Here is a 24,402-nt window from a genome sequence, read left to right as displayed (position 1 = left end):
GCCGCTTGTGGGCGGGGCTGGGCTCAGGCGACCGGGTCGATAACGGATCGCGCGAGGCGGTCGCCCGCTGGCACGCTGCCCCTATGGAACGCGCGGAAGTACTCCTCATCGGAGGACGAGCCGGTGTCGGCAAGACCACGGTGGGGTGGGAGGTCTCGGCGCTGCTGCGCTCCGAGGCGGTCGCTCACGCGATCATCGATGGTGACTTCATGGGCCAGGTGCATCCGGCTCCGGAAGGCGACCCGCACCGCGAGGAGATCACCGAGATCAACCTGACCGCCGTGTGGGCCAACTTCGCCCGGCGCGGCTACCGGCGCCTGGTCTATACGAACACCGCGAGCGTGCTGCCGGAGGCGACGGGCATGTTCGAGCGCGCCATGGGGGCCGGAGTGCGGATCGTGCGGGTCCTGCTCACCGCCTCCGACGAGACCGCACGCGAACGGCTGGTGGGACGGGAACTCGGCTCGGAGCTGGAGCAGGAGCTGGAAGGGAGCGTCCGCAAGGCCCGGGTCCTGGACCGGCGAGCCCCCGCGGGGACCGTGCGGGTGGCGACGGACGGGCGGCTCGTCGCCGACATCGCGCGGGAGGTCGTCGCCGCCACCGGATGGGCCGGACCTCACGTCGCTCGCTGATCGTTGGCGGACCGGTCCGGAAACGGCACGGCCACCCGTGACCACCAGTGGGCGGAGGCGTCTAGCGCGCGAGGAGATCGCCTTTCAGGACGCGGTCCAGCGCTGCCCGGCCTGCGGGTCCCCATGCCGGCTTGCCGCCGGGAAGGCCCTGGTCGCCGTTCCGGCCCATCAGCATGAGGAACAGGCTTTTCAGGGCGGCCAGCCCGCGGGCGCGCCGGATCGTCGCCCCGTCGGCTCGCGCGTACGCGTCGAAGAAGCGTGCGGCGGTGCCGGCGGGAAGGATCACCCATGCGGCCGCGAGGTCCCACGCCGGGTCGCCGGCGAACATGGCGTCGAAGTCGATGACGCCCGAGAGCGTCCCGTCCGAGACGACGACGTTGGCGGGATGCAGGTCGCCGTGCACCCAGACCGGCGGACCGTCCCACTCGGGCGCCGCGACGGCGTCGTCCCAGACGGCCCGGACGCCGTCGGCGAGGCCGTCGGGGACGACGGCGTGGAAGAAGCGGTCGAAGCCGTCCGTGCACTTCTTGGGATGGTCGCCGCGGTCCTGGCTGATCGGTGCGTCTTCGGGCGCCTGCGCGTGGAGCGCCTTGAGGAAGCCCGCCAGGGCGTCGGCCGCGTGATCGCCGCGGCTGATCGAGCCCTGGTCCAGCGGCTCGCCGGGGACCCACGTCATGATCGTCCAGGGCTTGGGGAAGCGGGCGGACGGTTCACCGATCCGGACAGGGACCGGGACCGGGAGCGGCAGGCGCGGGGCCAGGACGGGCAGCCACCGGCACTCCTTGCGCAGGAGTTCCGGGGCACCTGCTGTGCGCGGCATGCGCACGGCCAACTCGTCCCCGAGGCGCCACATTTGGTTGCCCCACCCGCCCGCTACTTCGCGGACGGTCAGCCCTGAGAGGTCCGGATGCTGCTCCCGCAGCAACTCACGCACCACGTCTGCGCTGATCTCGATCTCGATCCCGGAGTCGGCCACAGAGCCACGGTACTGGCGCAGCCACCGGCTCCGGCAACGCGCAGTCGGTCGGCCGCCAGGCCGGACGGGGGGAGGGGCGGGCGGCGCTGGCGAACACCGTCCCACCGCCCTGACCTTCCGCGCCGCCGTCCGTCACCGCAGGGCGTGACCGCTGCGGCGGCTCTCCGCCGGCTCATTCGGCTCCGCGTGACCGTCGTTCTCGGCGGCGCGGGCGATGCCTTCGCACATGCCGCCGAAGACGCGGTCGTGGAACGGTTTGAACGCCCACCAGTAGCAGTGCCCGAGCAGGCCGCGGGGGTGGAACAGGGCGCGCTGTGTGTAGCGGACGCGGCCGTCGCGTTCGGACACGGACAGCTCCAGCCAGGCCAGGCCGGGGACGCGCATCTCGGCGCGCAGCCGCAGGAGTCGGCCGGGCTCGATCTCCTCCACGCGCCAGAAGTCGACCGCTTCCCCGATCCGGAGCCGGCGCGGGTCGCGGCGGCCGCGCCGCAGGCCCACCCCGCCCGCGAGCCGGTCCAGGACGCCGCGGGCGCGCCAGGCCAGGGGGAAGGAGTACCAGCCGCGCTCGCCGCCGATCCCCTCGATGACGTCCCATAGGCGCTGCGGCGGCGCGTCGACGGTGCGGGACCGCTCGTCGGTGTAGAGGCTGCCGCCGGCCCAGGCCGGGTCGGTGGGCAGCGGGTCACTGGGAGCGCCGGGGACGCTCGCCGACGACCAGCGGGTGGCGACGTCCGCCTCGCGGACGCGGCGCAGCGCCAGGGACACCGCCCGCTCGAACCCGATGAGGCCCTCGTCCGGCGGGGGGATGTAGCGGGCGATGTCGTGCTCGCGGCAGATCACCTCGTTGCGCAGCGACTCCACGAGCGGGCGCGCCAGGCGGCCCGGGACCGGCGTGATCGCGCCGACCCACAGGCTCGACAGCCACGGGCTCAGCACGGGCACCGGGACGATGAGGCGCGGCCTGAGCCCGGCGACGGCGGCGTAGCGCCGCATCATGTCCCGGTAGGTGAGCACGTCCGGACCGCCGATGTCGAAGCCCCGGCTGACCCGGGCGGGCAGCGCGGCGGACGCCACCAGGTAGTGCAGGACGTCCCGGATCGCGATCGGCTGGATCCGCGAGTGCACCCAGCGCGGGGTCACCATCACCGGGAGCCGCTCGGTCAGGTACCGCAGCATCTCGAACGACGCCGAGCCCGACCCGATGATCACGGCGGCGCGCAGCCAGACGGCGGGCACCCCGGCGTCCAGCATGATCCGGCCGACCTCGGCGCGGGACCGCAGGTGCGGGGAGAGATCCTCCTCCGGGTCCATGCCGCCGAGGTAGACCAGCCGTCCGGTGCCGGCGTCGCGGGCCGCGGCGGCGAAGGTGCGGGCCGAGCGGCGGTCGGTCTCGCCGAACCCGCCCGGGCCGCCGATCGCGTGGATCAGGTAGTAGGCGACGTCGACCCCTTCGAGGGCCCGGCGGGTCGAGGCGGGGTCGGTCGCGTCGGCCTGGACGATCTCCACGCGGTCGGCCCAGGGATGGTCCCGCAGCCGGCGCGGGGAACGCGCCATGCACCGCACGCGGTACCCGGCGTCGAGCAGTTCGGGCACCAGCCGGCCGCCGATGTAGCCGCTGGCCCCCGTCACCAGGCACAGGCGCCCGGCGCCCGGCTCAGCGGGCGGCGACATCGTCCGCAGCCGGAACGAGCACGGCTCTGATCATTGCTCCCCCCTCGCCGTCGGACGGCCTGTACCCGGCGCCCCTGGGGACAAGCGCGGCCCGACCCGGTCTTTGCCCGCCGTGGTCCAACCGGAGCGTTCCCCCTTGCACCATGCGGTGCGTTTCCGCAGGTCGCGGCCGGAGGGCATCCGGCTCGACCCGCCGCCGAAGGTCCGCTACCTGCGCGAGTCCGGCGGCTAGCCGTTCCGGGACCCGCCGCACTGGCGACCCGTCAGGGGCGGGGAAGCATGCACATCGTGTCGAGGCCCAGCACGCGGTTCAGGCGGCCGAACGCCAGCCAGGAGCCGATGCACATGCTCAGTTCCACGATCTCCGCCTGGCTGTAGTGCGCGGTCATCCGGGTCCAGAACGCGTCGTCGAGGCCGTGGTGGTCGAGGGCGTAGCGTTCGGCGTACTCGGCGGCCAGCCGGGTGCGGTCGTCGAAGGCCGGGGTGGTGCGCCACTCGGCGACCGCGTCGGCGAACTCCTCCTCGACCTTCTCCCCGTCCCGCTCGGTCCGCCAGTCCATGCAGAAGAGGCAGCCGTTGATCTGCGCGACGCGCAGCCGGGCGGCCTCGAACTCGCGGAGGCCGAGGGTGGTGTCGGAGTACACCGACAGCGACAGGCGCGAGGCGGCGGGTCCGATGCCGGGGACCATCTCGCCCCACACGTACTGGATCGGGTCCTTGCCTTCGGGGACGTCGATGTTCACGGGTGCTTCCTTCCGAGCCTTCCGACGGCGGGGCGGAGCGGGACGTCGAGCGCGTCGTAGAGGCCCGGCTCGGCGGCCACGAGCCAGTCGACGGCGCCGACCAGCCGGCCGACGGCGGTGGCGTTCCCGCCGACCGAGCGGTTGCCGTCCTCGCCGGTGGCCTCGACGGTGACCTCGATGCGCGGGTCGCCCTCGATGACGACGCGGTGCGCGCCGTCGCCGCTGGGCGGCACGGGCCAGTCCGGTGCGCAGGACGGGTGGATGCGGGTGACGTGCTCGACGATGATGCGCGGCTCGCCGCCGACGACGCCCTGCACCTCGAAGCGCACCGCGCCCTGCGTGCCGGCCTCGAACTCGCCCATCGTCGCGGTGGTCACCGTCGCGTCGAGCGGGCGCCGCTCCAGGGTCTCGCGGACCTCGTCCAGTTCGACGCCGAGGGCGCGGGCCATCAGCCGCACCTGCCCGCCCCACACCATGGTCGGGACGGTCGGCGCGAGCATCGGCGGCTCGTAGTCCATCGGCTGCCCCATACCGACCAGGAACCGGACCGCGTCCGGCTGGTCGTAGGTGGAGTAGTCGAAGATCTCCTGGCAGCGGATCGCGTCGACGGTCGTGCCGAGCCCGCTGATCATCAGGGGCAGGACGTCGTTGCCCCAGCCGGGGTCGACTCCGGAGACGAACAGCGAGCCGCCGCCGTCCTTGACGGCCGCGAGCACCGGCTCGCGGATCTCGGGCGGTGCGTTGCGCTGGTCGTAGAGCGCGTACAGGGCCGGGGTGACGACCACGGCGCCGGCCCGGATCGCGCGGACGATGTCGGCGAGCGCGTCGTCCGGACGGACGTCCCCGGACGCCGCGTACACGACGGCGCGCGGCCCGGCGGACAGCACCGCGTCGATGTCGGTGGTCGCCGCGACGCCGAGGTCGCGGCCGAGCCCGGCGAGGTCGCCCGCGTCGCGGCCGGCCTTGTCGGGGTCGTGGACGAGCACGGCCGCGAGGCCGAGGGCGGGATGGGCGTCGACGGCCCGGACGGCCAGCCGGCCGACGTTGCCGGTGCCCCACACGACCGTCGGGATCATGCGCGAAGCGTAGCAAGCGCTTGGTCCCAGGTACAGGCCGTGGCCGCGCCGCCGGCCGATCCCCGCTCACCGCATGCGTTCCGGGTCGGCTCGGCAAAAGGTTCGCCAACGCAAGAGTCCGGCCGCCCGTGACGGTCACGAAAGAGGTGGGCCGCCAGAACGGAACACCGTGCCGCGCTTCCGCGTGATCGGAAGCGACTCGTGGAACGGCGCGGAAACAGGAGATGAGGCCGGTGGTACGGCATCGACTACCGCGGCCGCGCACCATCCGCGGACGGGACACGCTGATCACCGTGGTGGTCGCCGCACTGGTCTTCACGGTGCTCGCGATCGGAGCGGACGCCCTCATCCGCTCCCAGGAGAGCGACTTCGCGTTCACGCGGACGGAGTTGGCCACGCGGCGCGTGAGCGGCGCGGTGCGGCAGGGGTCGATGCAGAACCCGCTTCCCGCCGGCCCGTACGGAGTCCGGTTCCTTCAGGTGGTCGACGCGGACGGGCACGTCACCGCCGCGAGCAGGGCGGCCGCGGGACGGCCGCCGATCAGCACGGTGGTCCCGCCGCCGGAGAACCGGCTCAAACGCATGTACGCGTGTCCGGCGCGCGGCGGGGGATGCCTGTCCGTGGTGGCCGTCCGGGTCACCATGGCCCCCCGCTCGCCCGTCGTCTACGGCGCCCGCCCCGTGCCGACGATCCTGGCGGGCCCCTATCTCGAGCTGGTCCTCACCGCCTGCGCGCTGCTCCTGGTCGCCATGGCGACCTGTACGACCTGGCAGGTCGTCGGCCGGACGCTGCGTCCCGTCGGCGCGGTCCGCGGCCAGCTGGCCGAGATCAGCATCAGCGACCTGTCCCGCCGGGTGCCCGAGCCGCAGGGCGAGGACGAGGTCGCGCAACTCGCCCGCACCGCCAACGTCACCCTCGACCGGCTCGAGCGGTCCGTGCGCCGGCAGCAGCAGTTCGCGTCGGACGCCGCGCACGAGCTCCGCACGCCGATCGCCGCCCTCCGGCTCAACCTGGAGGAGATCGCCCTGCGTCCCGGCGACGCCGAGGCCGGCGAGGCGGCGCGGGCCGCGCTCCGGTCCACCGACCGCCTGGAGGGCATCGTCGCCGACCTGCTGCTGCTCGCGCAGATCGGCACGGCGGCCGACATCCCCGAAGACGTCGACTTCAGCGCCCTGGTCGACGGCGAGCTCCGCGCGCGCCGCCCCGCCTCCGGCGGCCCGGACGACCGGCGCCCGCCGGTCGCCGTCAACGCCGAGCTCGCCCCCGGCCTGCACGTCAGAGGGGCCCGTGCCCAACTCGAACGCCTCGTGGACAACCTGCTGGACAACGCCCTGCAGTACGCCGCGACGACCGTCGACGTGCGCCTGGGCCGGAGCGCCGGCGACGCCGTGCTGACCATCGGCAACGACGGGCCCGAGATACCGCCCGCCGACCGTGAGCGGGTCTTCGAACGATTCGCCCGCCTCGACACGGCCCGCAGCCGCGACGCCGGCGGAACCGGCCTCGGCCTGGCCATCGCCCGCGAGGTCGCGAACGCCCACCACGGCTCGCTCGTCATCGACGACGTGACGTCCGGGACGCGGTTCTCCCTTCGCCTGCCCCTCCTGGACGGGCCGGACGCGCAGGCCCCCTCGGACGCGTCACCACGCTGACCTTCTCCGGCGACGCCTCCGACGCCGCCGGCAGCGCCGCGGCGCCCGGCGGCGGCGAACACCCGGGGTACCTCGCGGGTGAGAACGGGGATTCCTGCGGAAATCCAGCCGGGGCGGGCGCAAACCCGCCGGATCATCGGGCCGTCTCACAAGCCGACGTCTTCTACGACAAGGACTTACGGAATGGATCGCCGCCAGGTGCTGACCATGATCGTCGCTGGGACCGCGGGGGTGGCCGCCGCCGCCGCTCCGGAGCTGTGGCGCCCGGAACGGCACCGGCCGGCGCACGCGGCCGCGGCCCGCCGGGCGCCCGCGCCGCCGCCCGATCCCGGGTTCGCGCCCGCCCGGTCCATGAGGGCCGTCACGAGCCCGGTCCATTCCCTGCGCGACCTGGCTCCGGCCGCGCCGCCGAACGCGGTGGCGCTGACGATCGACGACGGGCCGCACCCGTACTGGACGCCCAAGGTCCTCGACGTGCTCGCCGAGCACGGCGTGCACGCGACCTTCAACATGATCGGCGAGCAGGTGCCGGAGAACGCCCGGCTGGTGCAGCGGATCGTGGCGGCGGGACACCAGATCGCCGACCACACCCTCACCCACCCGATCAACCTCCCGAAGCTGCCCGCCCCGCGCATCCAGCAGGAGATCGCCGAGGCGCACGACCGCATCGCCCAGGCGACCTCGGTCGCCCCGCGGTTCTTCCGCTCGCCGGGAGGCAACTGGTCGCAGCAGGTCATCGAGACCGCCACCTCGCTCGGGATGATCTGCGTCGACTGGGGCGTCGACCCCCGAGACTGGGCGCGACCGGGCGTCCCGCACATCACCGCGAACCTCGAGAAGGCCCAGCCGGGCGACATCCTGCTCTGCCACGACGGCGGCGGCGACCGCTCCCAGACCGTCACGGCACTCCGCACCGTCATCCCCGCCCTCAAGCAGCGCGGCTTGACCTTCGTCGCACTCTGAGGAACGGCCCGCTCAGGCGCCGGCGCCGCCGTCGACCGGGACGATCGCGCCGGTCACGTACGAGGCGCGGTCGCTGAGGAGCCACGCGGCCGCCTCGGCGACCTCGCGGGGTTCGGCCATCCGGCCGAGCGGGGTCGCCGCGTTGTTGGCCTCGATGATGCCCGGCGACACCGCCTCCCACGCCTCCATCATCTCCGTGGCGGTGCCGCCGGGGGTGATGCCGTTCACGCGGATCCCCTGCCGTCCCCAGGTCGCGGCGGCGGTCTCGGTGATGCTGTTGAGCGCGCGCTTCATCGCCCCGTACGCGGGGAGGGCGGGGTTCGCCCGCCGGCCGCCGATGCTGGAGGTGTTGACGATCGCGCCGCCGCCGGTCCGCCGCATGAGGGCGGCCTCGGCGGTCATGGCGGTCCAGTGCGACCGGAAGTTGACGGCGAACTGCTCGTCGATGTCCTTGTCGCTGGTGGTGTCGAGCGGGCCGGGCGTCTGGACCGTCGCGGCGTTGTTGAAGGCGCCGTCGAGCCGCCCGTGCAGTTCCTCGACGCGGTCGACCGCGGCGCGGATGCTCGCGGGGTCGGCGAGGTCCAGGGCGACGGCGTCGGCGGTGCCCCCGCCGACGCGGATCTCCTTGACGACGCGTTCGAGGGCGTCGGTACCGCGGGCGGCGAGCACGACGGACGCGCCCTCGGCGGCGAAGAGCCGGGCCGCGGCCGCTCCGATGCCGCGGCTGGCGCCGGTGATGAAGACGACCTTGCCGGAGAGCAGGCCGATGGGTGCGATGGCGATGTCGTTGGTCATGGCGCCAGTGTCGGACCGGCCGGCGACCCGGATGCAGGCACAGGTGGTACCAGGGTCCGCCGCCGTCCGGCGTGCACACTGGGGGTATGGACAAACGGGAACTCGGGGCGTTCCTCCGCAGCCGCCGCGAGCGGCTCCGGCCGGAGGACGTCGGCCTCCCCTCGGGCCCGCGGCGCCGGACACCGGGGCTGCGCCGCGAGGAGGTCGCGGTCCTCGCGCACATCTCCACCGAGTACTACGTCCGGCTCGAGCAGGGCCGGGCACCACGGCCGTCCAGCGAGGTCCTCGCCGGGATCGCGGGCGCGCTGCGGCTCACCGCCGCCGAGTCCGATCACCTCCACGTCCTCTCGGGCACCGCGCCGGCCCGCACCGGGCTGCACCGGCGAGACGTGCGGCCCAGCATCCTCGCCCTCCTTGAGCGGCTGCCGCAGACGGCCGCGTTCGTGATGTCCGCCGCGTTCGAGGTGCTCGCCTGGAACGACCTCGCGGCCGCCCTCATGGTGGACTTCGCCGAGCTCGCCCCGCGGGACCGCAACCTCGCGCGCTGGGCCTTCCTCGGGCGCCCGCCCTCCGATGCGACGCGTTACGGACTCTCCGACGTCACGGAGTTCCGGCACCAGGTCGTCATGGAGCTCCGGTCCGCGATCGCCCGGTACCCGTCCGACCCCGCGGTGACCGGCCTCGTCAACGAGCTCCGCGACGCCAGCTCCGAGTTCGCCCGGCTCTGGGAGCGGCACGACGTGCAGGCCGCGCCGAGTCTCACGAAGACCTTCCGGCATCCGGTCGTCGGAGAGCTCACCGTCGACTGCGACTCGCTCGCCCTCACCGACCGCGACCAGCACCTCGTGCTCTACAGCGCGCCTCCGGGGTCCCCCGCCGCCGAGGCGCTGGCCCTCCTGAACGTGCTGGGAGCCGAGTACGTCAAGGCGAGCAAGCCGCTCTGACGGAGCCGGACGCCACCCGGCCGAGATCGAAGGCGCGCTCACCGGTCCGTTCTGCCGGATGCGCGGGTCGATAGAGGTAAGCGATCGGCCCCGGCATCGGAGGACATCATGAAGACCGTTCAAACGCACGCGGCGACGGCCGGCGGCGGCGCGAGCGCCGAAGGCGAGGAGCGCGCCGTGGCCGCCGTGTTCGAGGAGACGTCCAAGGCGTGGGCGGACGGCGACGCGGCCGCCTTCACCCGGTGGTACGCGGAGGGCGCGACGGTGATCTTTCCCGGCGTCCACCTGCGGGACCGCGCCGAGGTCCGGGCCGCGATGGGGGCGGCCTTCGCCGACCCACTGAAGGGCACCCGGCGCGTCCATGCCGTGCAGAGCGTCCGCCTCCTCGGCGCGGACGCGGCGGTCGTCGTCACCAGGAGCGCCACGACGTTCCCGGGCGAGACCGAGACCCCGCCGGAGCGATGGGAAGCGGCGACCTGGACGCTCTCCAAGCATGACGGCCGATGGCTGATCGAGGCCTATCACAGCTGCCCCGCACCGGCCGCCCCGCCGGAGCCGTCTCGCGAGTGACCGCTCGCGGTCCGTTCGCGGCGGTCGGCCTCGGCGGGCAGGCCGTCCGTGACCGCATGGCCGGCGGCCTGCCCCTCTCCCTCACACCGGTCCCCGACGGCGTCCCGCGAGGAGGCGCCCGTCAGGGCTGAATGTTCTCCAAGTCCTCGAGGAGGCCGGGGCGGGTCGGCCGCCACCCGAGGGCGTCGCGGGTGCGGGCGCTGGACGCCGGCTGGTCCATGGCGAAGATCGGGCCGAACGGGCCGAAGGTCTCCTGCGGCACCTGCTCGACCGGCAGGCCCAGCCGGCGGCCGATGACGGTCGCGATGTCCCGCACGGCGTCGCCCTCGTCGGCGACCGCGTGCCAGGACGTCCCGGCCGGCGCCGACTCGAGGACCAGCCGGAACAGCACCGCCGCGTCGAGCGCGTGCACGGCCGGCCAGCGCTGGGAGCCGTCGCCCGGGTAGCCGGCCACCCCGGTGCGGCGCGCCGCGTCGGCCAGCAGGCCGGCGAATCCGCCCTGTCCCTCGTTGTGGACCGTGCGCGGCATGCGGACGGCCATGCTGCGCAGGCCGCGCGCGGCGAGATCCAGCAGCGCCGTGACCGAGCGGCCTCGTCCGCCCACCGGTCCGTCCGTCGGCAGCGGATCGGCCTCGGTGGAGGCGCGCCCCGGCACCCAGGGCGTGCCGGAGACCGCGACGATCGGGCGGTCGCTTCCGATGAGCTCCCGCCCCAGCGTGTCGAGCGCGGCGCTCTCCTCGGCGATGGCCCGGGCGAGCGCGTCCGGGCTGCCGTAGTCGCGTCCAAACGCCAGGCTGATGACGCCGTCGGACCGCGCGGCGCCGGACCGCAGGACGTCGAGGTCCGCCAGGTCTCCCCGTAGCACCGTGGCGCCGGCGCTCTCAAGGGCCTTGGCGGAGCCGTCCGAGCGGGCCAGCGCGAGGACGGTGTGGCCGTTGCCGAGCAGTTCGGCGACGACGGCGGAGCCGATGGTGCCGGTGCCGCCGGTGACGAAGACGTGCATGAGCCCTCCCAGAAGTGATGGGACCGTTGTCCCATCACCGACCCTACACGGTGACGGGACAACGGTCCCATCGCCTATGCTGGCCCCATGGCCAGATGGCAACCCGGGGCGACCCAGCGACTCGTCGTCGCCGCCGTCGACCTGTTCACCGAGCAGGGGTACGACGCCACCACCGTGGCGCAGATCGCCGAGCGCGCCGGCGTCACCAAGAGCACCTTCTTCCGGCACTTCTCCGACAAGCGAGAGCTGCTGGTCGCGGGTCAGGAGACGCTCAGCAGGCTGCTCGCCGACGGCATTGCCGAGGCGCCCGCCGATGCGAGCCCGCTCCAGGCGGTGGCGGCGGGGCTCGAACGCGCGTCGAGCGCCATGGGCCCGGCGAACCGCGAGATCGGCCCCCGGCTCGAAGCGGCCGTGGCGGCCAGCACCGAGCTCCAGGAGCGCGACGCCCTCAAGAGCGTCGGTCTCGCGGCCGCCATGACGGACGCGCTCGTCGCCCGCGGCGTCCCCGAGGCCACCGCGCACCTCGCGGGCGAGCTGGGGGTTCTCGCGTTCAAGCGGGGCTACGCCCGATGGTGCGAGGGCGACCGCGACGACGCGGAAGGGCTCGCGCCCCACGCGCTGGCGGCCTTGGAAGAACTGCGCGCGGCGAGCGTGTCACTGGGCTGACCAAACGCCGCCCGGCCTTCAGCCGCGGTAGGTCTCCAGGAGGCGGAGCCAGATCTCGCTGATGGTGGGGTAGGAGGGGACGGCGTGCCACAGGCGGGAGATGGGGACCTCGCCGGCGACCGCGATCGTGGCGGAGTGGAGCAGCTCGGCCACGCCCGCACCGACGAAGGTGACGCCGAGGAGCGTCTCGCGGTCCAGGTCGACCACGGCGCGGGCGCGGCCCTGGTAGCCGTCGGCGTAGAGGGCGGCTCCGGCCACGTTGCCGAGGTCGTAGTCCACCGCCCGCACCCGGTGCCCCTGGCGGGTGGCCTCCTCCAGGGTGAGCCCGACGGACGCGGCCTCGGGGTCGGTGAAGACGACCTGCGGCACGGCCCGCTCGTCCGCGGTCGCCACGCTGCGCCCCCAGTCGGCGGTGTCGAGCGGGCGTCCGGCGGCCCGGTCGGCGATCACCGCGCCGAAGATCCGGCCCTGGTACTTGCCCTGGTGGGTCAGCAGCGCGCGCCCGTTGACGTCCCCGGCCGCGTAGAGCCACTCGCCGGGCACCCCGGCCGCCAGCCCGGTGGAGTCGACCTCGATCGGCCGGCCCGCCTCCAGCCCGACCGTCTCCACGCCGAGGTCGGTGGTGGCGGGCGTCCGCCCGGTTGCGAACAGGACCTCGTCGACGGTCACCGCCTCACCGCCGTCCAGGGTGAGCGTCACCGGCCCGTCGCGGTGGACGGCGGTGACGGACGTGCCGAAGCGCAGGTCGACCCCGGCCGCGCGCAGTCCCTCGGCCACCGCCTCCCCGGCGAACGGCTCCATCCGCGGCAGCAGGCGCGCCCCGCGCACCAGCTGCACCACCTCGCTGCCGAGCGCGCGCCAGGCCGTGGCCATCTCGCACGCCACCACGCCGCCGCCGATCACGGCGAGCCGCGGCGGCACCCGCTCCGACGCGGTCGCCTCACGGCTGGTCCAGGGACGGGCCTCGGCCAGCCCGGGCAGCTCGGGCAGCGCCGCGCGGGTGCCCGTGCACACCGCGACGGCGTGACGGGCCGTCAGCACCCGCTGCTCGCCGTCCGGGGTCCGCACCACGACGCGCTTTTCCCCGTCCAGCCGCCCGTGGCCGCGCACCAGCACGAGCCCCGCCCCTTCGAGCCAGGCGACCTGGCCGTCGTCCTTCCAGTGCGAGGTGAACTCGTCCCGGCGGGCGAGCACCGCCGCCGCGTCCAGCCGCCCGCCGGCCGCCTCGCGGGCGCCGGGCAGCCGCCGCGCGTCCGCGAGCGCGGCGGCCGGCCGAAGCAGCGCCTTGCTCGGCATGCACGCCCAGTACGAGCACTCGCCGCCGACCAGCTCGCTCTCCACGACGGCCACGCTGAGCCCGCCGGCGTGCGCCCGCTCCGCCAGGTTCTCCCCGGTCGGCCCGGCCCCCAGCACCACGACATCGAACTCGTCCATCACGCCCGCCCTCCGAACAGCACCGTCTTGTCTCCCTGCATCCTTCCGGAATCCGGGACCTCCGGTGACCGGCCACGCTGCGAACCGGCGGCACGAACACGCCGGCGCACGCGACGCCCCGCGAACCCGCAGGCCGTCGTCGCGGCAGGGTCAGGCGACGGGACCCTCGGGCCGGTCCTCCAGGTCGTCGGCTTCGGCCGGGGACGGGTCGATCGCCGGTTCGGCGTCGTCGCCGCCGAGGGCCGCGGCGGGGATGCGGTTGCGCCCCTGGAAGCTTCGGTACGGACTGCGGTGCCGCGACGGTTGCGGCGGGTCGTCGCTCATGGCTCTCCTTGCGTGCCGGGGCCGGGGCGCCGGGTCACTGCTGCGCGGGAAGGCGGACCACCGTGACGAAGAAGTCGTCGATCTGGCGGATGGCGTTGATGAACTGGTCGAAGTCGACGGGCTTGGTGACGTAGGCGTTGGCGTGGAGCCGGTAGCTGCGCAGGATGTCCTCCTCGGCGGAGGAGGTGGTGAGGACCACCACCGGGATCGCGGCGAGGTCGGGATGCGACTTGATCTCTTCGAGGACCTCGCGCCCGTCGCGTTTGGGCAGGTTGAGGTCCAGCAGGATCAGGTCGGGGCGCGGGGCCGCGGCATGGTCGCCGCGCCGGTACAGGTAGTCCAGGGCCTCGGCGCCGTCCCGGACGACGTGCAGGGCGTTGCCGACCTTGTTGTGCTCGAACGCCTCGCGGGTCATCAACTCGTCGCCGGGGTCGTCCTCTACCAGCAGGACGGTGATGGGCTGGGCGGCGGCGCTGGTCACGAACCGGCTCCCTGGAGGTCGGTGACGGAGGAGGAAGGTGCGGCGGCGGACGGCCCGTCCTGCGGTGTCGCGGGCTCGGAGGCGACGACGGTCTCCGGCGGGGCGCCCTCGCCATCGGCGTCCTGCCCGTCGGCGTCCTGCCCGTCGGCGTCCTGCTCGGTGGCCGGACGGTCGAGGACGGGGAGGGTGAAGTGGAAGCGGGCGCCGTCCGGGTGTTCGGTGTCGAGCCAGATCCGGCCGCCGTGGTACTCGACGATCTTCTTGCACAGGGCCAGGCCGATGCCGGTGCCGGTGTAGGCGTCCCGGCCGTGCAGCCGCTGGAAGATGACGAAGATCTTCTCCTGGTACTCGGGCGGGATGCCGATCCCGTTGTCGGTGACGGTCAGGTGCCACCGGTCGTCCTCCCGCTCGCAGGCGATGCGCACGACGGGGTCGCGGTCGGGGGAGCGGAACTTGACGGCGTTGCCGACGAGGTTCTGCCACAGCATCGTCAGCAGCGTGGGGTCCCCGGTGACCTCCGGCAGGTCGTCCGGGGCGTCGACGCGGGCGCCGGACGAGGTGAGGGCGTCGTCGAGGTTGGCCAGCGCGCGCTCCAGCGGCTCGCCCAGCGGGAGCGTCTGCTGCTGCTGGTGCAGGCGCCCGACGCGGGAGAAGGTCAGCAGGTCGTTGATCGGCACCTGCATGCGCTTGGCGCCGTCGACGGCGAAGCCGATGTACTGCCGGGCGCGGTCGTCGAGCTGGTCGGCGTAGCGGCGTTCCAGCATCTGGCTGAACGAGGCGACCTTGCGCAGGGGTTCCTGCAGGTCGTGGCTCGCGACGTACGCGAACTGCTCCAGCTCGGCGTTGGAGCGGCGCAGCTCCACCGTCTGGGCGTCGAGTTCGGCGGTCTGGCGCTGCAGGACCTTCTCGCGTTCGGTGGACTGGTCCAGGGCCCGCTTGATGCGGCCGCGCATCGCCTCGACGGCGCGGGCGAGGTCCCGGACGTCCGCGGGTCCGTGCGCGGCGATGACGTGGTCGAAGTCGCCGTCGGCGACCCGGCGGGACGACGTGCGCAGCATCCGCAGGGGGCGGCCGACCGCGTAGTGCAGCAGCACCGCCAGCAGTCCCGCGGTGACCAGCAGCGCGGCCAGCAGCCCGATGAGGATCCAGTTCCGGACGGTGCGGCTGCGGTGCAGGTCGGCGCGGCCGTCGGCGCGGGCCTGTGCCAGGTGCCGGTTCTGGACCGCCCAGGTCGCCCGCACCGCGTCGAAGGCGCCCTTGCCGCGGGCGGCGGTCGCCGACGCCCGCGGTCCGGGGCCGTCCTGGGCGACCTGCTCGATCACCACGGTCCCGTAGTCGCGGCGCCACGCCTCGATGGCCCGCTCCGTCGCCGCGAGATCGCCGCGCAGGCGGGGCTCGCCGGCCAGGAACTGCTGAAGCCGCGGCACCGACTGCCGCTCGGTGGCCAGCCCGTCGGTGTAGGGCTGCAGGAACTGGCGGTCACCGGTCAGCGCGTAGCCCCGCACGCCGGTCTCCTGGTTGAGCATGGCCATCTGCATCCGGCTCGCCTCGACCTGCGCCGGCGCGATGGTGACGACCAGCCGGTCCGAGGCCCGCGCGGTCTGCCCGAGCGCGCTGTGCATCACCACGGCGGCCGCGACGGTCAGCACGGCGATCACCGCCCCGGCCACCACGAACCACGCCCGGACGGTCAGGCCGCGGCGCGACGCCGCCCCGCCCTGCGGCCCGGCCGTGCCGGAGCGCCCGCGCGCCGGCCGCCCGGCGGGCGGCTCCCCGCCCGCGGGGGGCTCGGGAGGCTCGGCCGCCGGGGAGGTCTCCGGCGGTGGGGGCAGGTCGGTCATCGGGTGTTCCATCCCAGGTGAATGACGGCGACGTCGTCGGCGAGGCCGCCGTGCCGCAGCGAGGCCGCCTCGACGTCGGTGATCAGCGCGTCGACGAAGTCGTCGGGGGCGAGGTCGTGGTGGTGCCGTGCGATCCGCAGGAGCCCGGTCATGTCCAGCCGCTGCCCCGCGTCGTCGATCTCCCCTTCGAACAGCCCGTCGGTGAACAGCACCAGCCCGTGGCCCGGCGGCAGCGGGACCTGCTCCTCGTGCCAGCTCCCGAGGCCGGGGGCCATGCCGACGCCGAGCCCGCCGGGCGGCTCCACCAGCCGGACGTCGCCGGGGGCGTGCACCAGGAAACCGGGGTGGCCCGCGCGCACGACGTGCGCCACCGGCCGGTCGGGGGTCAGGGTGACGGTGGTGAGGGTGACGAACATCTCCGTGCCGTCGTGCTCGCTGAGCAGCAGTTCCTCGAGCAGCTCCACCAGCCGCGGCCCGCGCGTCCCGGCCAGCACGAACGCCCGCCACGCCACCCGCAGCGCGACTCCGAGCGCCGCCGATCCCGGGCCGTGCCCGGCCACGTCGCCGATCACCGCGTGCACCAGGCCGTCGGCGGTCTCCACCACGTCGTAGAAGTCGCCGCCGAGCAGCGAATGCGCCCGTCCCGGCCGGTACCGGGCGATCACGCAGAGCCGGGGGTCGCTCACCCTCGGGGTCGGCAGCAGGCCGTGTTCGAGGCGCTCGTTCTCGGCCGCCCGCATCTGCTCGGCCTGGAGCGCCGCGACCGCCTCCTGCACCTGCCGCCGCTGGACGGCGTAGCGGATCGCCCGTCCGAGCCGGTCGGGCTCGAGCCGCCCCTTGGACAGGTAGTCCTGCGCACCGGCCGCCACCGCGGCGATTCCCGCCTGCGCTTCGGCGAGCCCGGTCAGCACCACCACCGCGGCGCCCGGCGCCCACTCCAGCACCCGCTCCAGTACTTCCAGGCCCTGCTCCGGTCCCAGATGCAGGTCCAGCAGGACGCAGTCGGGCGCGGGGTCGGCCGTCAGCGGGCCCTTGGCCTGCGCCAGGGAGCGGACCCAGTGCAGCGACACCTCGAGGCCCGTGTCGGCCAGCGTGTCCTCGACCAGCAGCGCGTCCCCGGCGTCGTCCTCGACCAGCAGCACTCGCAGCGCCGCCGGCGTGGAGCCGTCACCGTCGGCGGCGACAAGGCCGGTGGCCGCAGGGGAGGGCCGCGCCAGGGATTCGGGCACGGGCGGCTGGAATGAGGCAGCCGTGGTGAATCGGTGCGACACCGGCCACCCCCCGTCCCACCCGATCCGTATCGTTCAGTGTCCGCTCAGCGACGCCGCGGCGATGTTACTTGTCTTATGACAAATATGCACCTCTTGCACTGATTTGCCTGGTCTCTCGCCGGGTGACACGCGCCACGCCTTCACCATGCGGCCCGCCCGGACCCCTCAACGCGCGCACGCCCGGTCCGGCCCCGCCGGGAGGTCGGGGCCGGACCGGGCATGCGGCCGGACACGCCACCCGCCGCGTGTCAGTCCTTCTCGGCGTCCCGGGGGATCCGCTCGAGCAGGCCGCGGAGGTCGTCGGCGTGCTCCTCCTCCTGGGCGAGGAGGTCCTCGAAGACGCGCCGCGTCGTGGGGTCGCGATCGCCGAGCCACTGGATGATCTCGGTGTAGGACGCCACGGCGACGCGTTCGGCGACCAGGTCCTCCCTGATCATGTCGATCAGCCCCGTGCCCGCGTCATAGCCCGCGTGGGACCGCGTCGTCAGCGTGTCCGGGTCGAAATCGGGCTCGCCGCCGAGCTGGACGATGCGGTCGGCCAGCTTGTCGGCGTGCTGCTGCTCCTCCTGGGCGTGCTCCAGGAACTCCGCCGCGACCGGTTCCGAGTGCAGCCCGGTGGCGGTGTAGTAGTGCCGCTTGTAGCGCAGCGTGCACACGATCTCGGTGGCCAGCGCCTCGTTCAGGACCTGCAGGACGCGGTCGAGGTCGGCACCGTAGGCGTCGGTGACCGGCCCCTTGTCGATCTCCTGCCGGGCGCGCCTCCTGAGCGTTTCGATGTCGGTGAGGAATTCCGCCACGTACGACGACCGCCTTTCCTTGCCGCCGGCACCACGCCGGCGGCGCGCGTCTGTGAGATGGAGGGCGGCCGGTCCGCCGCGATCCCGCGCGGACCGGCCGTCGGCCTTGTCGGAGCCGTTTCCCCGGGGCTACCAGCGGTACCAGCGGCCGCGCCTGCCCGACGGTCCGGTGCTGCGGGCCAGGAACCCGACCAGCCAGAGGACCAGCACGATCGCGGCCACGATCCACAGCAGCTTCAGGGCGAAGCCGAGACCGAACAGCAGCAGGGCCAGGACGAGGACCAGAATCATCAACCAGGGCATCGGGGGTGCCTCCTCTTTTCGTTGTCTGGGCCCCGGCATGCCCGTTAGACGACACTTGATGCGCGACAAACATCACAGGTCGAACACGCTCCTCACCCCGTGGACCACCTGTACGGCGTGATCGGTTCCCGCTGGTGAACGCCGTCGGCGTCAGGCCGTTCCGATGTACTGGTGGTCGGTGCGGATGCGGCCGTCGCCGTCCAGGGTGATGACGTCCAGGCCGCCGCCGACGACCTGGTGCGCGGCGACCGCGACCATCGACCAGCGGATGGCGAGGACGTTGGGCAGAAGGACGGCGGCCTCCTCGGCGACCTCGAAGACGTGCTCGCCCGGCGCGACGAACATCTCGTAGGCGCGGGACACCCGGGCGTTCAGGCCGTCGTGCCCGCGGACCTCCAGCGGCGGGATGGGGAAGGCCAGGTTCGCGGCGGCTTCGCGGATCTCCTGCGGCGGGTCCACCAGGACCTGGATCCCGTCGGGCGCCCACAGTTCCCGGATGAGGGCCTGCCGGGTCGCGGGGTCGGGCTCGTTCCACTGCGCGAGGTAGCGGTCGGACCATCGCTTGAGTTCGAGTGCTTCGCTCATGCCCCGCAGTCTGCGGCTCCGACCTGCGCGGACGCGATTCCCTGGAGGGAATGGCGGCGCATCACAGGGGTGGAGGCCGCACAGTCGGAACCTGACCGGACGGAACGCCCCTTCGAAGCGACTGTGAGCACGGGCGCCGGGGGCTCGCCCCCGGCGCCCGCTGCTCGACCGCTCCTCAGGAGGTGCGGGTCGTGACCGCGGCGACGGCGCCGCCGTCGACCAGCAGATCGGCGCCGGAGATGAAGGAGGCGGCGGGGCCGAGCAGGAACTCGGCGGCCGCCGCTATGTCGGCGGGCGTGCCGGCCCGCTTGGCGTTGGAGGCGTCGATCATCATCTTCATGCCGGCGCCGTGCTCGCCGTCGAGTTCGGCTTGGCCCATGGGGGTGGCGATCACGCCGGGGCTGATGGAGTTGATCCGTGCGCCCCGTGCGCCCCAGGAGATGCTGGCGGCCTGGACGCGCAGCCGGTTGGCGTACTTGGCGAAGGCGTAGGCGGCCCCGCTGTCGGCGAAGCGGGCCGGGTCGCAGATCGGAAGCGACGGCAACCCGTCGGCGGGGGTGGTGGCCAGCTGCTGAGCCTGCTCGCGGGGAAGGCCTGGATGGAAATGGCCGGCCATGCTGGCGATCACGAGCCCGGCGCCGCCGGGCGCGACGACCTCGCCGAACTCCTCCAGCACCAGCGCGACGCCCAGCAGATCGACGGCCAGGATCGCCGGCACCGGCGCCTGAACGGGCGACAATCCGGCGGTGTGCACCACGGACAGCACCGGCCCGAGGGAAGCGGCCCGCTCGGCGAGCGCGGCGACCGGCTTGCGCGAGGACACGTCCACCCGCTGAGCGGTCACCCGGTACCCCTCGCCGGTGAGCTGCCCGGCGACCGTGTCCAGGACCTCCTGGCTGTGGTCGGCCACCAGGACGTGAGCGGCCGGGCCGATGCGCCGGGCGATGGCCTGGCCCATTCCGCCGACTCCGATGACCACCGCGACGGGCTGCGTCATGTTTCCCCTCCGGGCTCGTGCGGGTGCGCCTGACCGGCGTCCCCGAGCATATTCCAACACCTGTCGCCTAACCGACAGATGTTGGAGACCTATAGGCTGACCGCATGGCCGACCAGCCGTCCGAGGACCCCCGCGCGCGTCGCAGCCGCGCGGCGCTCAGAGCCGCGCTGCTGGACCTCATCACCGAACGCGGGCTGAACCGGATCGCGGTGTCCGACGTCACCAAGCGCGCGGACGTGAACCGGTCGACCTTCTATGAGCACTACGGCGACGTCCACGAGCTGGCCGCCGACGCTTGCACGCAGATGTTCGACGGGCTGATCGCCACCACACCGGTGCTGCTTCCGGACGGCACTCCCCGCCAACTGGACCGGGGACGCGCCGCCTTGACCGGTCTGCTCGCCCACATCGCCGAACGCGCCGACCTGTACCGCGCCCTGCTGGGGCCCGACGGCAGCGCCCGGGTGGCCGACCACCTGCACCAACGGCTCACCATCGCCGTCCACGTCAACCTCACCCGGCCCGCCGTCGGCACCCACGCGGACGACCCCGCCCGTATCGCTCACGACCCGGTGGCCGCCTTCCTCGCCGGCGGCGTCCTCGGCGTCGCCACCGACTGGCTGCGCCGCGGATGCCCGGGCACCCCGGAGCGGCTCAGCGCCGCGCTGATGGCCCGGCTCCCGATCGACGGCCCGCCCTCGTAAGGCGCGAGACGTCCTGCCGCGCCGAACCGGACGGCGCGCGTCCTCCGCGAGGGCCTCCAGGTCGATCCCCGAAGGCAGCCGGGCCCGCCTGCGCCGGACCTTCCCGGCCTACACCGAGACGCCGGTCGACATCATCCTCGCCGACGTGCGGGCCACTCCCGTCCGCGGCCCTTGCGGAACGTGGCGCGATGATCGCCTAACGTAGTGGCGTGGGGGATGAAGAGCGGATCATCGCGGTGGCGACCCGGCTGTTCGCGGAGCTGGGTTACGACTCGACCGGAACCGACCTGATCGCCGACGCCGCAGGGGACGGCGGTCAGGCCATGATCGCCGCGGCGGGCGGCAAGAACGGCCTGTACCGGCGGGTGATGGCCCGCGCGTACCGCGCCGAGCAGGACATGCTGGAGACCGCGCTCGGCGCGTACACGCCCGATCGCGCGGGCGCGCACCGGGTGATCGACGTGTACCTGGACTTCTACGTCGCGAACCCGGAGATCGTCGCGCTCTGGATGCACCGGTGGATGGGCGACGCCGCCGACGTCGGCGAGCTGGAGAACGAGTTCGTCGACCCGCAGGACGAACTGGTCACGGGCGTCGTCGGGAGCCTCGTGCCGCCGGACGTGGCCGTCGACCTGCTCGTCCGGACGGTGGTGTGGTGCGTGTTCGGGTTCCTGTCCGGCGGTGTGCCCGGCGGGCGGGGGCGGACCGAGCCGCGCAGCCCCGAGGCGATCGAGCGCTTCCGCGACTACCTGCACGTCCTCGTCGACCGCATGGTCGCCCCGGCGCCCGCCTCCTGACGGCCGCCGGCGCCGAGCGCCTCCTCCCGGACAGAAACGCGGAATCAGGCGGTCCGCCACGGCCGTCGCAGCGGTGTCCGGGCGCTCGTCGCGGCGGAGGGATCCGGCGTCCCACTCTGTACGATCGGGCGCGAGGAGGATGACTGGAGTGGTCGCCCGGAACAAGGCTGGAGCCGAGCCGAGAGTCCCGTTGAGCAGGGAGCGCGTGCTGCGGGCCGCCGTCCGGATCGCCGACGAGGGCGGCATCCGGGCGCTCACGATGCGCCGGCTCGCCGAGGAGGTCGGCGCCGAGGCGATGTCGCTCTACTACCACGTCGCCAACAAGGAAGAGGTCCTCGACGGCATCGCGGACGCCGTGGTCGAGGAGATCAACGACGTGGTCGGCCGTCTCGACGTCCCGTCCCAGGGCGACGGCTGGAAGGCCGCGGTGCGCCGCCGGATCCTGTCGGCCCGTGAGGTGCTGCTCCGCCATCCCTGGGCACCGGGTGTTTTCGAGTCGCGCACCACGATGAGCCCCGCCGTCCTGCGGTACCACGACGGCCTGATCGGCCTCATGCGCGACGGCGGCTTCTCGAACGACCTGTGCCACCACGCCCTGCACGCTCTGGGGAGCCGGGCGCTGGGCTTCACCCAGGAGCTGTTCGACCCGGGCGACGCGGCCGGCGGCGACGACGCGGCCGCTCTCGCGGGCATGGCCGCCGAGCTGCCGCATCTCGTCGGCATGTTCATGGAGGTCGCGCACGACGACCCCGATTCCGCGCTGGGCTGGTGCGACGACCAGACCGAGTTCGAGTTCGGGCTCGACGTGATCCTCGACGGTCTCGACCGGCTCCGCTGACGGACCGGTACCGCCCCGCCCCTTGACCGTCTTACGCCGTAAGACGTACCTTACGACGTACGACTTACAACGTACGAAACGACTCGCCCACGAAGGGACCGTCATGAAGGCGTTCGTCGTCCGTTCGTACGGCTCACCCGATGTCCTGGAGCTCACCGACGTCGACCGGCCCGCGCCCGGTGACCGCGAGGTGCTCGTCCGCGTGCGCGCCACGTCCGTCCAGCCCTACGACTGGCACCACATGCGAGGCGAGCCCTATGTCGCGCGGCTGATGCCGGGCACCCTCGGCCTGCGCGCACCGAAGATCGGCGTCCTGGGCGCGGACGTGGCGGGGCACGTCGAGGCGGTCGGCCGGAACGTGACGGGGTTCCGTCCCGGTGACGAGGTGTACGCGCTGGTCGCGCAGGGCGGCTTCGCCGAGTACGTGTGCGTTCCGGAGGACCGGCTGGCACCGAAACCGAAGAACCTGTCGTTCGAGCAGGCAGCGGCGGTGCCCCTGGCGGGCGTCACCGCGCTGTACGGCCTCTGCGACCGGGGGTGGATGCGGTCCGGGCAGCGCGTCCTCGTCAACGGTGCCTCCGGGGGCGTCGGGACGTTCGCCGTGCAGATCGCCGCCGCATTCGGCGCGACGGTGACCGGGGTCTGCGGCACGCGGAACCTGGACCTGGTCCGTTCGCTCGGCGCAGACGAGGTCGTCGACTACACGGTGCAGGACTTCACCCGGCTCGGCCGCCGGTACGACCTGCTGCTGGACGTCGCCGGAGGCCGCTCGGCGTGGGCGTGCCGGCGCGCGCTGACATCCAAGGGGACCTACGTCGCCGTCGGCGGACCGCAAGGCCGGTGGCTGCAGCCCGCCGGTCACGTCTTCGCGGCGGCCGCGATGTCGCCGGTCGTCCCCCAGCGGATGGTCATGGCCGACGTGTACGCCTCCACCGAGCACAAACGGAGCCTGATGACGCTGACCGGGCTCATCGAGGCGGGCGAGGTCGCTCCGGTCATCGACCGCAGCCTCCCCTTCGACGACATCCCGGCGGCCGTCGCCTACCAGGAGGACGGGCACGCCACGGGCAAGGTCGTCATCGAGGTGCGATGACCGATCGGCTCGGGGACCGCGGCGGGCGCGGCGATGCCGGCCACGCCACGTCGTCGATGGCGAGCCAGGGCGCGACGGCGACGGCCGCCGGCGTGAGCCCGGTGAACGTCCTGACCTCCCGGTGCAGGTGGGACTGGTCGGCATAGCCGCAGCGGGCGGCGACGTCGGCGGCGGCATCGCCCGCCACGAGCAGGTGCGCCGCGTGGTCGAAGCGCACCAGCCGCGCGGCGCGCTTGGGGGTGATGCCGAGTTGGGAGCGGAACCGCGACCACAGGCGCTTGCGGCTCCAGCCGACCTCGTCCGCCAGGCCGTCGACCCGCGTTCGGCCCCGGCCGGCGAGCGTCCGCCGCCAGGCGTGCGCCACCTCCGGATCGACGCGCCGCCGGGTCTCCGGCCGCCGGGCGAGGATCTCCGCGGCGATCGCGAACCGCTCGTCCCATGAGGCGGCGGCGCGCAGCCTGTCCTCGGCGCGACCGGCGTCCCGGCCCCAGACGTCCTCCAGTGACACCACCGTCCCGGTGAGGTCCGCCGCGGCGCCGAGCACCGAGGCCGCCGCCACCGGACCCAGCCGGATCTGGAGGCACGCGCCCACCCGGCCGCCCGTCCGAAGCCCGCTCGGGACGAGCCCGGCGACGAAGCTTCCGTGCCCGTGCAGGTCATGGGCGCGGTAGGCGAGGCCGTCCGTCTCGCTCAGGTCGACGAGCAGCGTGACGGACGGGTGCGCGACCATGGCGATGTCCGCGACCGCGGGGACGCGCTGGCGGAACCCGGCCATGGCGATCCCGGGCAGCCGGTCCGCCGGGCGCGGGACGGCGATCTCCACCCGCGCCCAGTCGGGCGGTGGCCCGGTCGGCGGCATGGGGCCAGTCTAGGTCTCCCGGTTCGCGGGCCGAGGAGGGCGGCGCGTCGTACCAGCGCGCGGACGACGGATCCCAGCGGCGGTCGGCACCGCCGAAGATCACCAGCACCGGGACCCGGAGGGCCGCGAGGCGCTCGGGGACGCTCCGCTCGGTGATGTACGCGGAGTTCTGCCGCAGCACCTCCCTCATCGTGCGGTACGAGGTGGCCTGGACGCCGGCGACCAGCTCGTCCGGGATGTCGACCGGGCCGGCGGCCGTCGCGACCAGCCCCTTGCGGATCATCGAGTCCGACCGCCGCCGCCACAGGAGCGCGCCGAACGGCGGGGCAGCAGGGCCCGGATGACGAACGGCTGCGACAGGAGCGCGGCGACACGTGCCGCCTGCTC

27 protein-coding genes are annotated in these 24,402 nt (G+C 73.8%); 11 read left to right on the top strand and 16 right to left on the bottom strand.

The window, feature by feature from the left end; translation table 11 throughout:
- The first annotated feature begins 83 nt into the window (after nucleotides 1-83).
- Nucleotides 84-632, top strand: a complete 549-nt coding sequence (locus amrb99_RS05280; RefSeq protein ID WP_190852996.1) for an AAA family ATPase — start codon at nucleotides 84-86, stop codon at nucleotides 630-632.
- A gap of 61 nt (nucleotides 633-693) precedes the next feature.
- Here amrb99_RS05280 and amrb99_RS05275 read toward each other — a convergent pair whose 3' ends face one another.
- The 4 genes from amrb99_RS05275 to amrb99_RS05260 all read right to left on the bottom strand — a co-directional run bounded on the left by amrb99_RS05275 (nucleotide 694) and on the right by amrb99_RS05260 (nucleotide 5,098).
- On the bottom strand, nucleotides 694-1,608 hold the full coding sequence (locus tag amrb99_RS05275) for a phosphotransferase (RefSeq protein WP_190852993.1): 915 nt from the start codon (nucleotides 1,606-1,608) through the stop codon (nucleotides 694-696).
- 132 nt (nucleotides 1,609-1,740) lie between these two features.
- On the bottom strand, nucleotides 1,741-3,279 hold the full coding sequence (locus amrb99_RS05270; protein ID WP_190852991.1) for an SDR family oxidoreductase: 1,539 nt from the start codon (nucleotides 3,277-3,279) through the stop codon (nucleotides 1,741-1,743).
- Nucleotides 3,280-3,542: 263 nt separating this feature from the next.
- A complete protein-coding gene (locus amrb99_RS05265) occupies nucleotides 3,543-4,022 on the bottom strand; it encodes a carboxymuconolactone decarboxylase family protein (RefSeq protein WP_190852989.1) in 480 nt (159 codons plus the stop codon).
- A complete protein-coding gene (locus amrb99_RS05260) occupies nucleotides 4,019-5,098 on the bottom strand; it encodes a dihydrodipicolinate reductase (RefSeq protein WP_190852986.1) in 1,080 nt (359 codons plus the stop codon). The genes amrb99_RS05265 and amrb99_RS05260 overlap by 4 nt, the downstream gene beginning before the upstream one ends.
- 224 nt (nucleotides 5,099-5,322) lie before the next feature.
- Between amrb99_RS05260 and amrb99_RS05255 the strand changes: the two genes are divergently transcribed.
- Both amrb99_RS05255 and amrb99_RS05250 read left to right on the top strand, forming a co-directional pair.
- On the top strand, nucleotides 5,323-6,750 hold the full coding sequence (locus amrb99_RS05255; protein WP_190852983.1) for an ATP-binding protein: 1,428 nt from the start codon (nucleotides 5,323-5,325) through the stop codon (nucleotides 6,748-6,750).
- A 183-nt stretch (nucleotides 6,751-6,933) separates the two neighbouring features.
- On the top strand, nucleotides 6,934-7,713 hold the full coding sequence (locus amrb99_RS05250) for a polysaccharide deacetylase family protein (protein WP_190852980.1): 780 nt from the start codon (nucleotides 6,934-6,936) through the stop codon (nucleotides 7,711-7,713).
- Nucleotides 7,714-7,725: 12 nt separating this feature from the next.
- Here amrb99_RS05250 and amrb99_RS05245 read toward each other — a convergent pair whose 3' ends face one another.
- Nucleotides 7,726-8,508 (bottom strand): SDR family oxidoreductase, encoded by a 783-nt coding sequence (locus amrb99_RS05245; protein ID WP_190852977.1) that lies wholly within the window; start codon nucleotides 8,506-8,508, stop codon nucleotides 7,726-7,728.
- Between the two features lie 86 nt (nucleotides 8,509-8,594).
- Between amrb99_RS05245 and amrb99_RS05240 the strand changes: the two genes are divergently transcribed.
- Both amrb99_RS05240 and amrb99_RS05235 read left to right on the top strand, forming a co-directional pair.
- Nucleotides 8,595-9,452, top strand: coding sequence for a helix-turn-helix transcriptional regulator (locus tag amrb99_RS05240; protein ID WP_190852975.1), 858 nt, complete (start codon nucleotides 8,595-8,597; stop codon nucleotides 9,450-9,452).
- Nucleotides 9,453-9,560: 108 nt separating this feature from the next.
- Nucleotides 9,561-10,022 carry an SgcJ/EcaC family oxidoreductase gene (locus amrb99_RS05235; protein ID WP_190852974.1) on the top strand — a complete coding sequence of 154 codons (462 nt, stop codon included), beginning with the start codon at nucleotides 9,561-9,563 and terminating at the stop codon, nucleotides 10,020-10,022.
- A gap of 121 nt (nucleotides 10,023-10,143) precedes the next feature.
- On the opposite strand, the gene amrb99_RS05230 is transcribed toward amrb99_RS05235, so the two are convergent.
- The gene (locus amrb99_RS05230; RefSeq protein WP_190852966.1) at nucleotides 10,144-11,025 is read right to left on the bottom strand and encodes an SDR family oxidoreductase; all 882 of its coding nucleotides are present in this window, start codon (nucleotides 11,023-11,025) and stop codon (nucleotides 10,144-10,146) included.
- 87 nt (nucleotides 11,026-11,112) lie between these two features.
- On the opposite strand from amrb99_RS05230, the gene amrb99_RS05225 reads away from it, so the two are divergent.
- Nucleotides 11,113-11,691: a TetR/AcrR family transcriptional regulator gene (locus amrb99_RS05225; protein ID WP_190852964.1), complete on the top strand. Its 579-nt coding sequence runs from the start codon at nucleotides 11,113-11,115 to the stop codon at nucleotides 11,689-11,691.
- An 18-nt stretch (nucleotides 11,692-11,709) separates the two neighbouring features.
- On the opposite strand, the gene amrb99_RS05220 is transcribed toward amrb99_RS05225, so the two are convergent.
- The 9 genes from amrb99_RS05220 to amrb99_RS05180 form a co-directional block, all read right to left on the bottom strand.
- Nucleotides 11,710-13,125, bottom strand: a complete 1,416-nt coding sequence (locus amrb99_RS05220) for an NAD(P)/FAD-dependent oxidoreductase (RefSeq protein ID WP_190852960.1) — start codon at nucleotides 13,123-13,125, stop codon at nucleotides 11,710-11,712.
- A 150-nt stretch (nucleotides 13,126-13,275) separates the two neighbouring features.
- The gene (locus amrb99_RS05215; RefSeq protein WP_190852958.1) at nucleotides 13,276-13,449 is read right to left on the bottom strand and encodes a hypothetical protein; all 174 of its coding nucleotides are present in this window, start codon (nucleotides 13,447-13,449) and stop codon (nucleotides 13,276-13,278) included.
- Between the two features lie 34 nt (nucleotides 13,450-13,483).
- Nucleotides 13,484-13,930 carry a response regulator gene (locus amrb99_RS05210; protein ID WP_190852955.1) on the bottom strand — a complete coding sequence of 149 codons (447 nt, stop codon included), beginning with the start codon at nucleotides 13,928-13,930 and terminating at the stop codon, nucleotides 13,484-13,486.
- The gene (locus amrb99_RS05205) at nucleotides 13,927-15,771 is read right to left on the bottom strand and encodes a sensor histidine kinase (protein WP_190852953.1); all 1,845 of its coding nucleotides are present in this window, start codon (nucleotides 15,769-15,771) and stop codon (nucleotides 13,927-13,929) included. Before amrb99_RS05205 ends, amrb99_RS05210 begins: the two co-directional genes overlap by 4 nt.
- Nucleotides 15,768-17,000 (bottom strand): SpoIIE family protein phosphatase, encoded by a 1,233-nt coding sequence (locus tag amrb99_RS05200; protein ID WP_347256545.1) that lies wholly within the window; start codon nucleotides 16,998-17,000, stop codon nucleotides 15,768-15,770. Before amrb99_RS05200 ends, amrb99_RS05205 begins: the two co-directional genes overlap by 4 nt.
- A gap of 290 nt (nucleotides 17,001-17,290) precedes the next feature.
- A complete protein-coding gene (locus amrb99_RS05195; RefSeq protein ID WP_190852950.1) occupies nucleotides 17,291-17,839 on the bottom strand; it encodes a ferritin-like domain-containing protein in 549 nt (182 codons plus the stop codon).
- 129 nt (nucleotides 17,840-17,968) lie between these two features.
- Nucleotides 17,969-18,142: a DUF5670 family protein gene (locus amrb99_RS05190; protein WP_190852947.1), complete on the bottom strand. Its 174-nt coding sequence runs from the start codon at nucleotides 18,140-18,142 to the stop codon at nucleotides 17,969-17,971.
- A gap of 150 nt (nucleotides 18,143-18,292) precedes the next feature.
- The gene (locus amrb99_RS05185; protein WP_190852944.1) at nucleotides 18,293-18,727 is read right to left on the bottom strand and encodes a hypothetical protein; all 435 of its coding nucleotides are present in this window, start codon (nucleotides 18,725-18,727) and stop codon (nucleotides 18,293-18,295) included.
- A gap of 175 nt (nucleotides 18,728-18,902) precedes the next feature.
- On the bottom strand, nucleotides 18,903-19,724 hold the full coding sequence (locus amrb99_RS05180; protein ID WP_190852941.1) for an SDR family oxidoreductase: 822 nt from the start codon (nucleotides 19,722-19,724) through the stop codon (nucleotides 18,903-18,905).
- Nucleotides 19,725-19,828: 104 nt separating this feature from the next.
- Between amrb99_RS05180 and amrb99_RS05175 the strand changes: the two genes are divergently transcribed.
- The 4 genes from amrb99_RS05175 to amrb99_RS05160 all read left to right on the top strand — a co-directional run bounded on the left by amrb99_RS05175 (nucleotide 19,829) and on the right by amrb99_RS05160 (nucleotide 23,156).
- On the top strand, nucleotides 19,829-20,428 hold the full coding sequence (locus amrb99_RS05175) for a TetR/AcrR family transcriptional regulator (RefSeq protein WP_190852939.1): 600 nt from the start codon (nucleotides 19,829-19,831) through the stop codon (nucleotides 20,426-20,428).
- Nucleotides 20,429-20,637: 209 nt separating this feature from the next.
- Nucleotides 20,638-21,225: a TetR family transcriptional regulator gene (locus tag amrb99_RS05170; RefSeq protein WP_190852937.1), complete on the top strand. Its 588-nt coding sequence runs from the start codon at nucleotides 20,638-20,640 to the stop codon at nucleotides 21,223-21,225.
- Between the two features lie 190 nt (nucleotides 21,226-21,415).
- Nucleotides 21,416-22,063: a TetR/AcrR family transcriptional regulator C-terminal domain-containing protein gene (locus amrb99_RS05165; RefSeq protein WP_241755266.1), complete on the top strand. Its 648-nt coding sequence runs from the start codon at nucleotides 21,416-21,418 to the stop codon at nucleotides 22,061-22,063.
- Nucleotides 22,064-22,166: 103 nt separating this feature from the next.
- Nucleotides 22,167-23,156, top strand: coding sequence for an NAD(P)-dependent alcohol dehydrogenase (locus tag amrb99_RS05160; protein WP_190852933.1), 990 nt, complete (start codon nucleotides 22,167-22,169; stop codon nucleotides 23,154-23,156).
- Here the strand turns inward: amrb99_RS05160 and amrb99_RS05155 are convergent.
- Nucleotides 23,140-24,015, bottom strand: a complete 876-nt coding sequence (locus amrb99_RS05155) for a helix-turn-helix domain-containing protein (protein WP_347256544.1) — start codon at nucleotides 24,013-24,015, stop codon at nucleotides 23,140-23,142. The two genes, amrb99_RS05160 and amrb99_RS05155, sit on opposite strands and share 17 nt — an antisense overlap.
- Nucleotides 24,016-24,167: 152 nt before the next feature.
- Here amrb99_RS05155 and amrb99_RS05150 point away from each other — a divergent pair, with 152 nt between their 5' ends.
- Nucleotides 24,168-24,359, top strand: coding sequence for a hypothetical protein (locus amrb99_RS05150; protein ID WP_190852931.1), 192 nt, complete (start codon nucleotides 24,168-24,170; stop codon nucleotides 24,357-24,359).
- The last annotated feature ends 43 nt before the right edge of the window (nucleotides 24,360-24,402 follow it).

Source organism: Actinomadura sp. RB99 (assembly GCF_014706005.1).
Classification (GTDB): Bacteria; Actinomycetota; Actinomycetes; order Streptosporangiales; family Streptosporangiaceae; genus Spirillospora.
The sequence above is the reverse complement of the archived record's forward strand: the minus strand, read 5'-3'. Positions and strand labels throughout refer to the sequence as shown.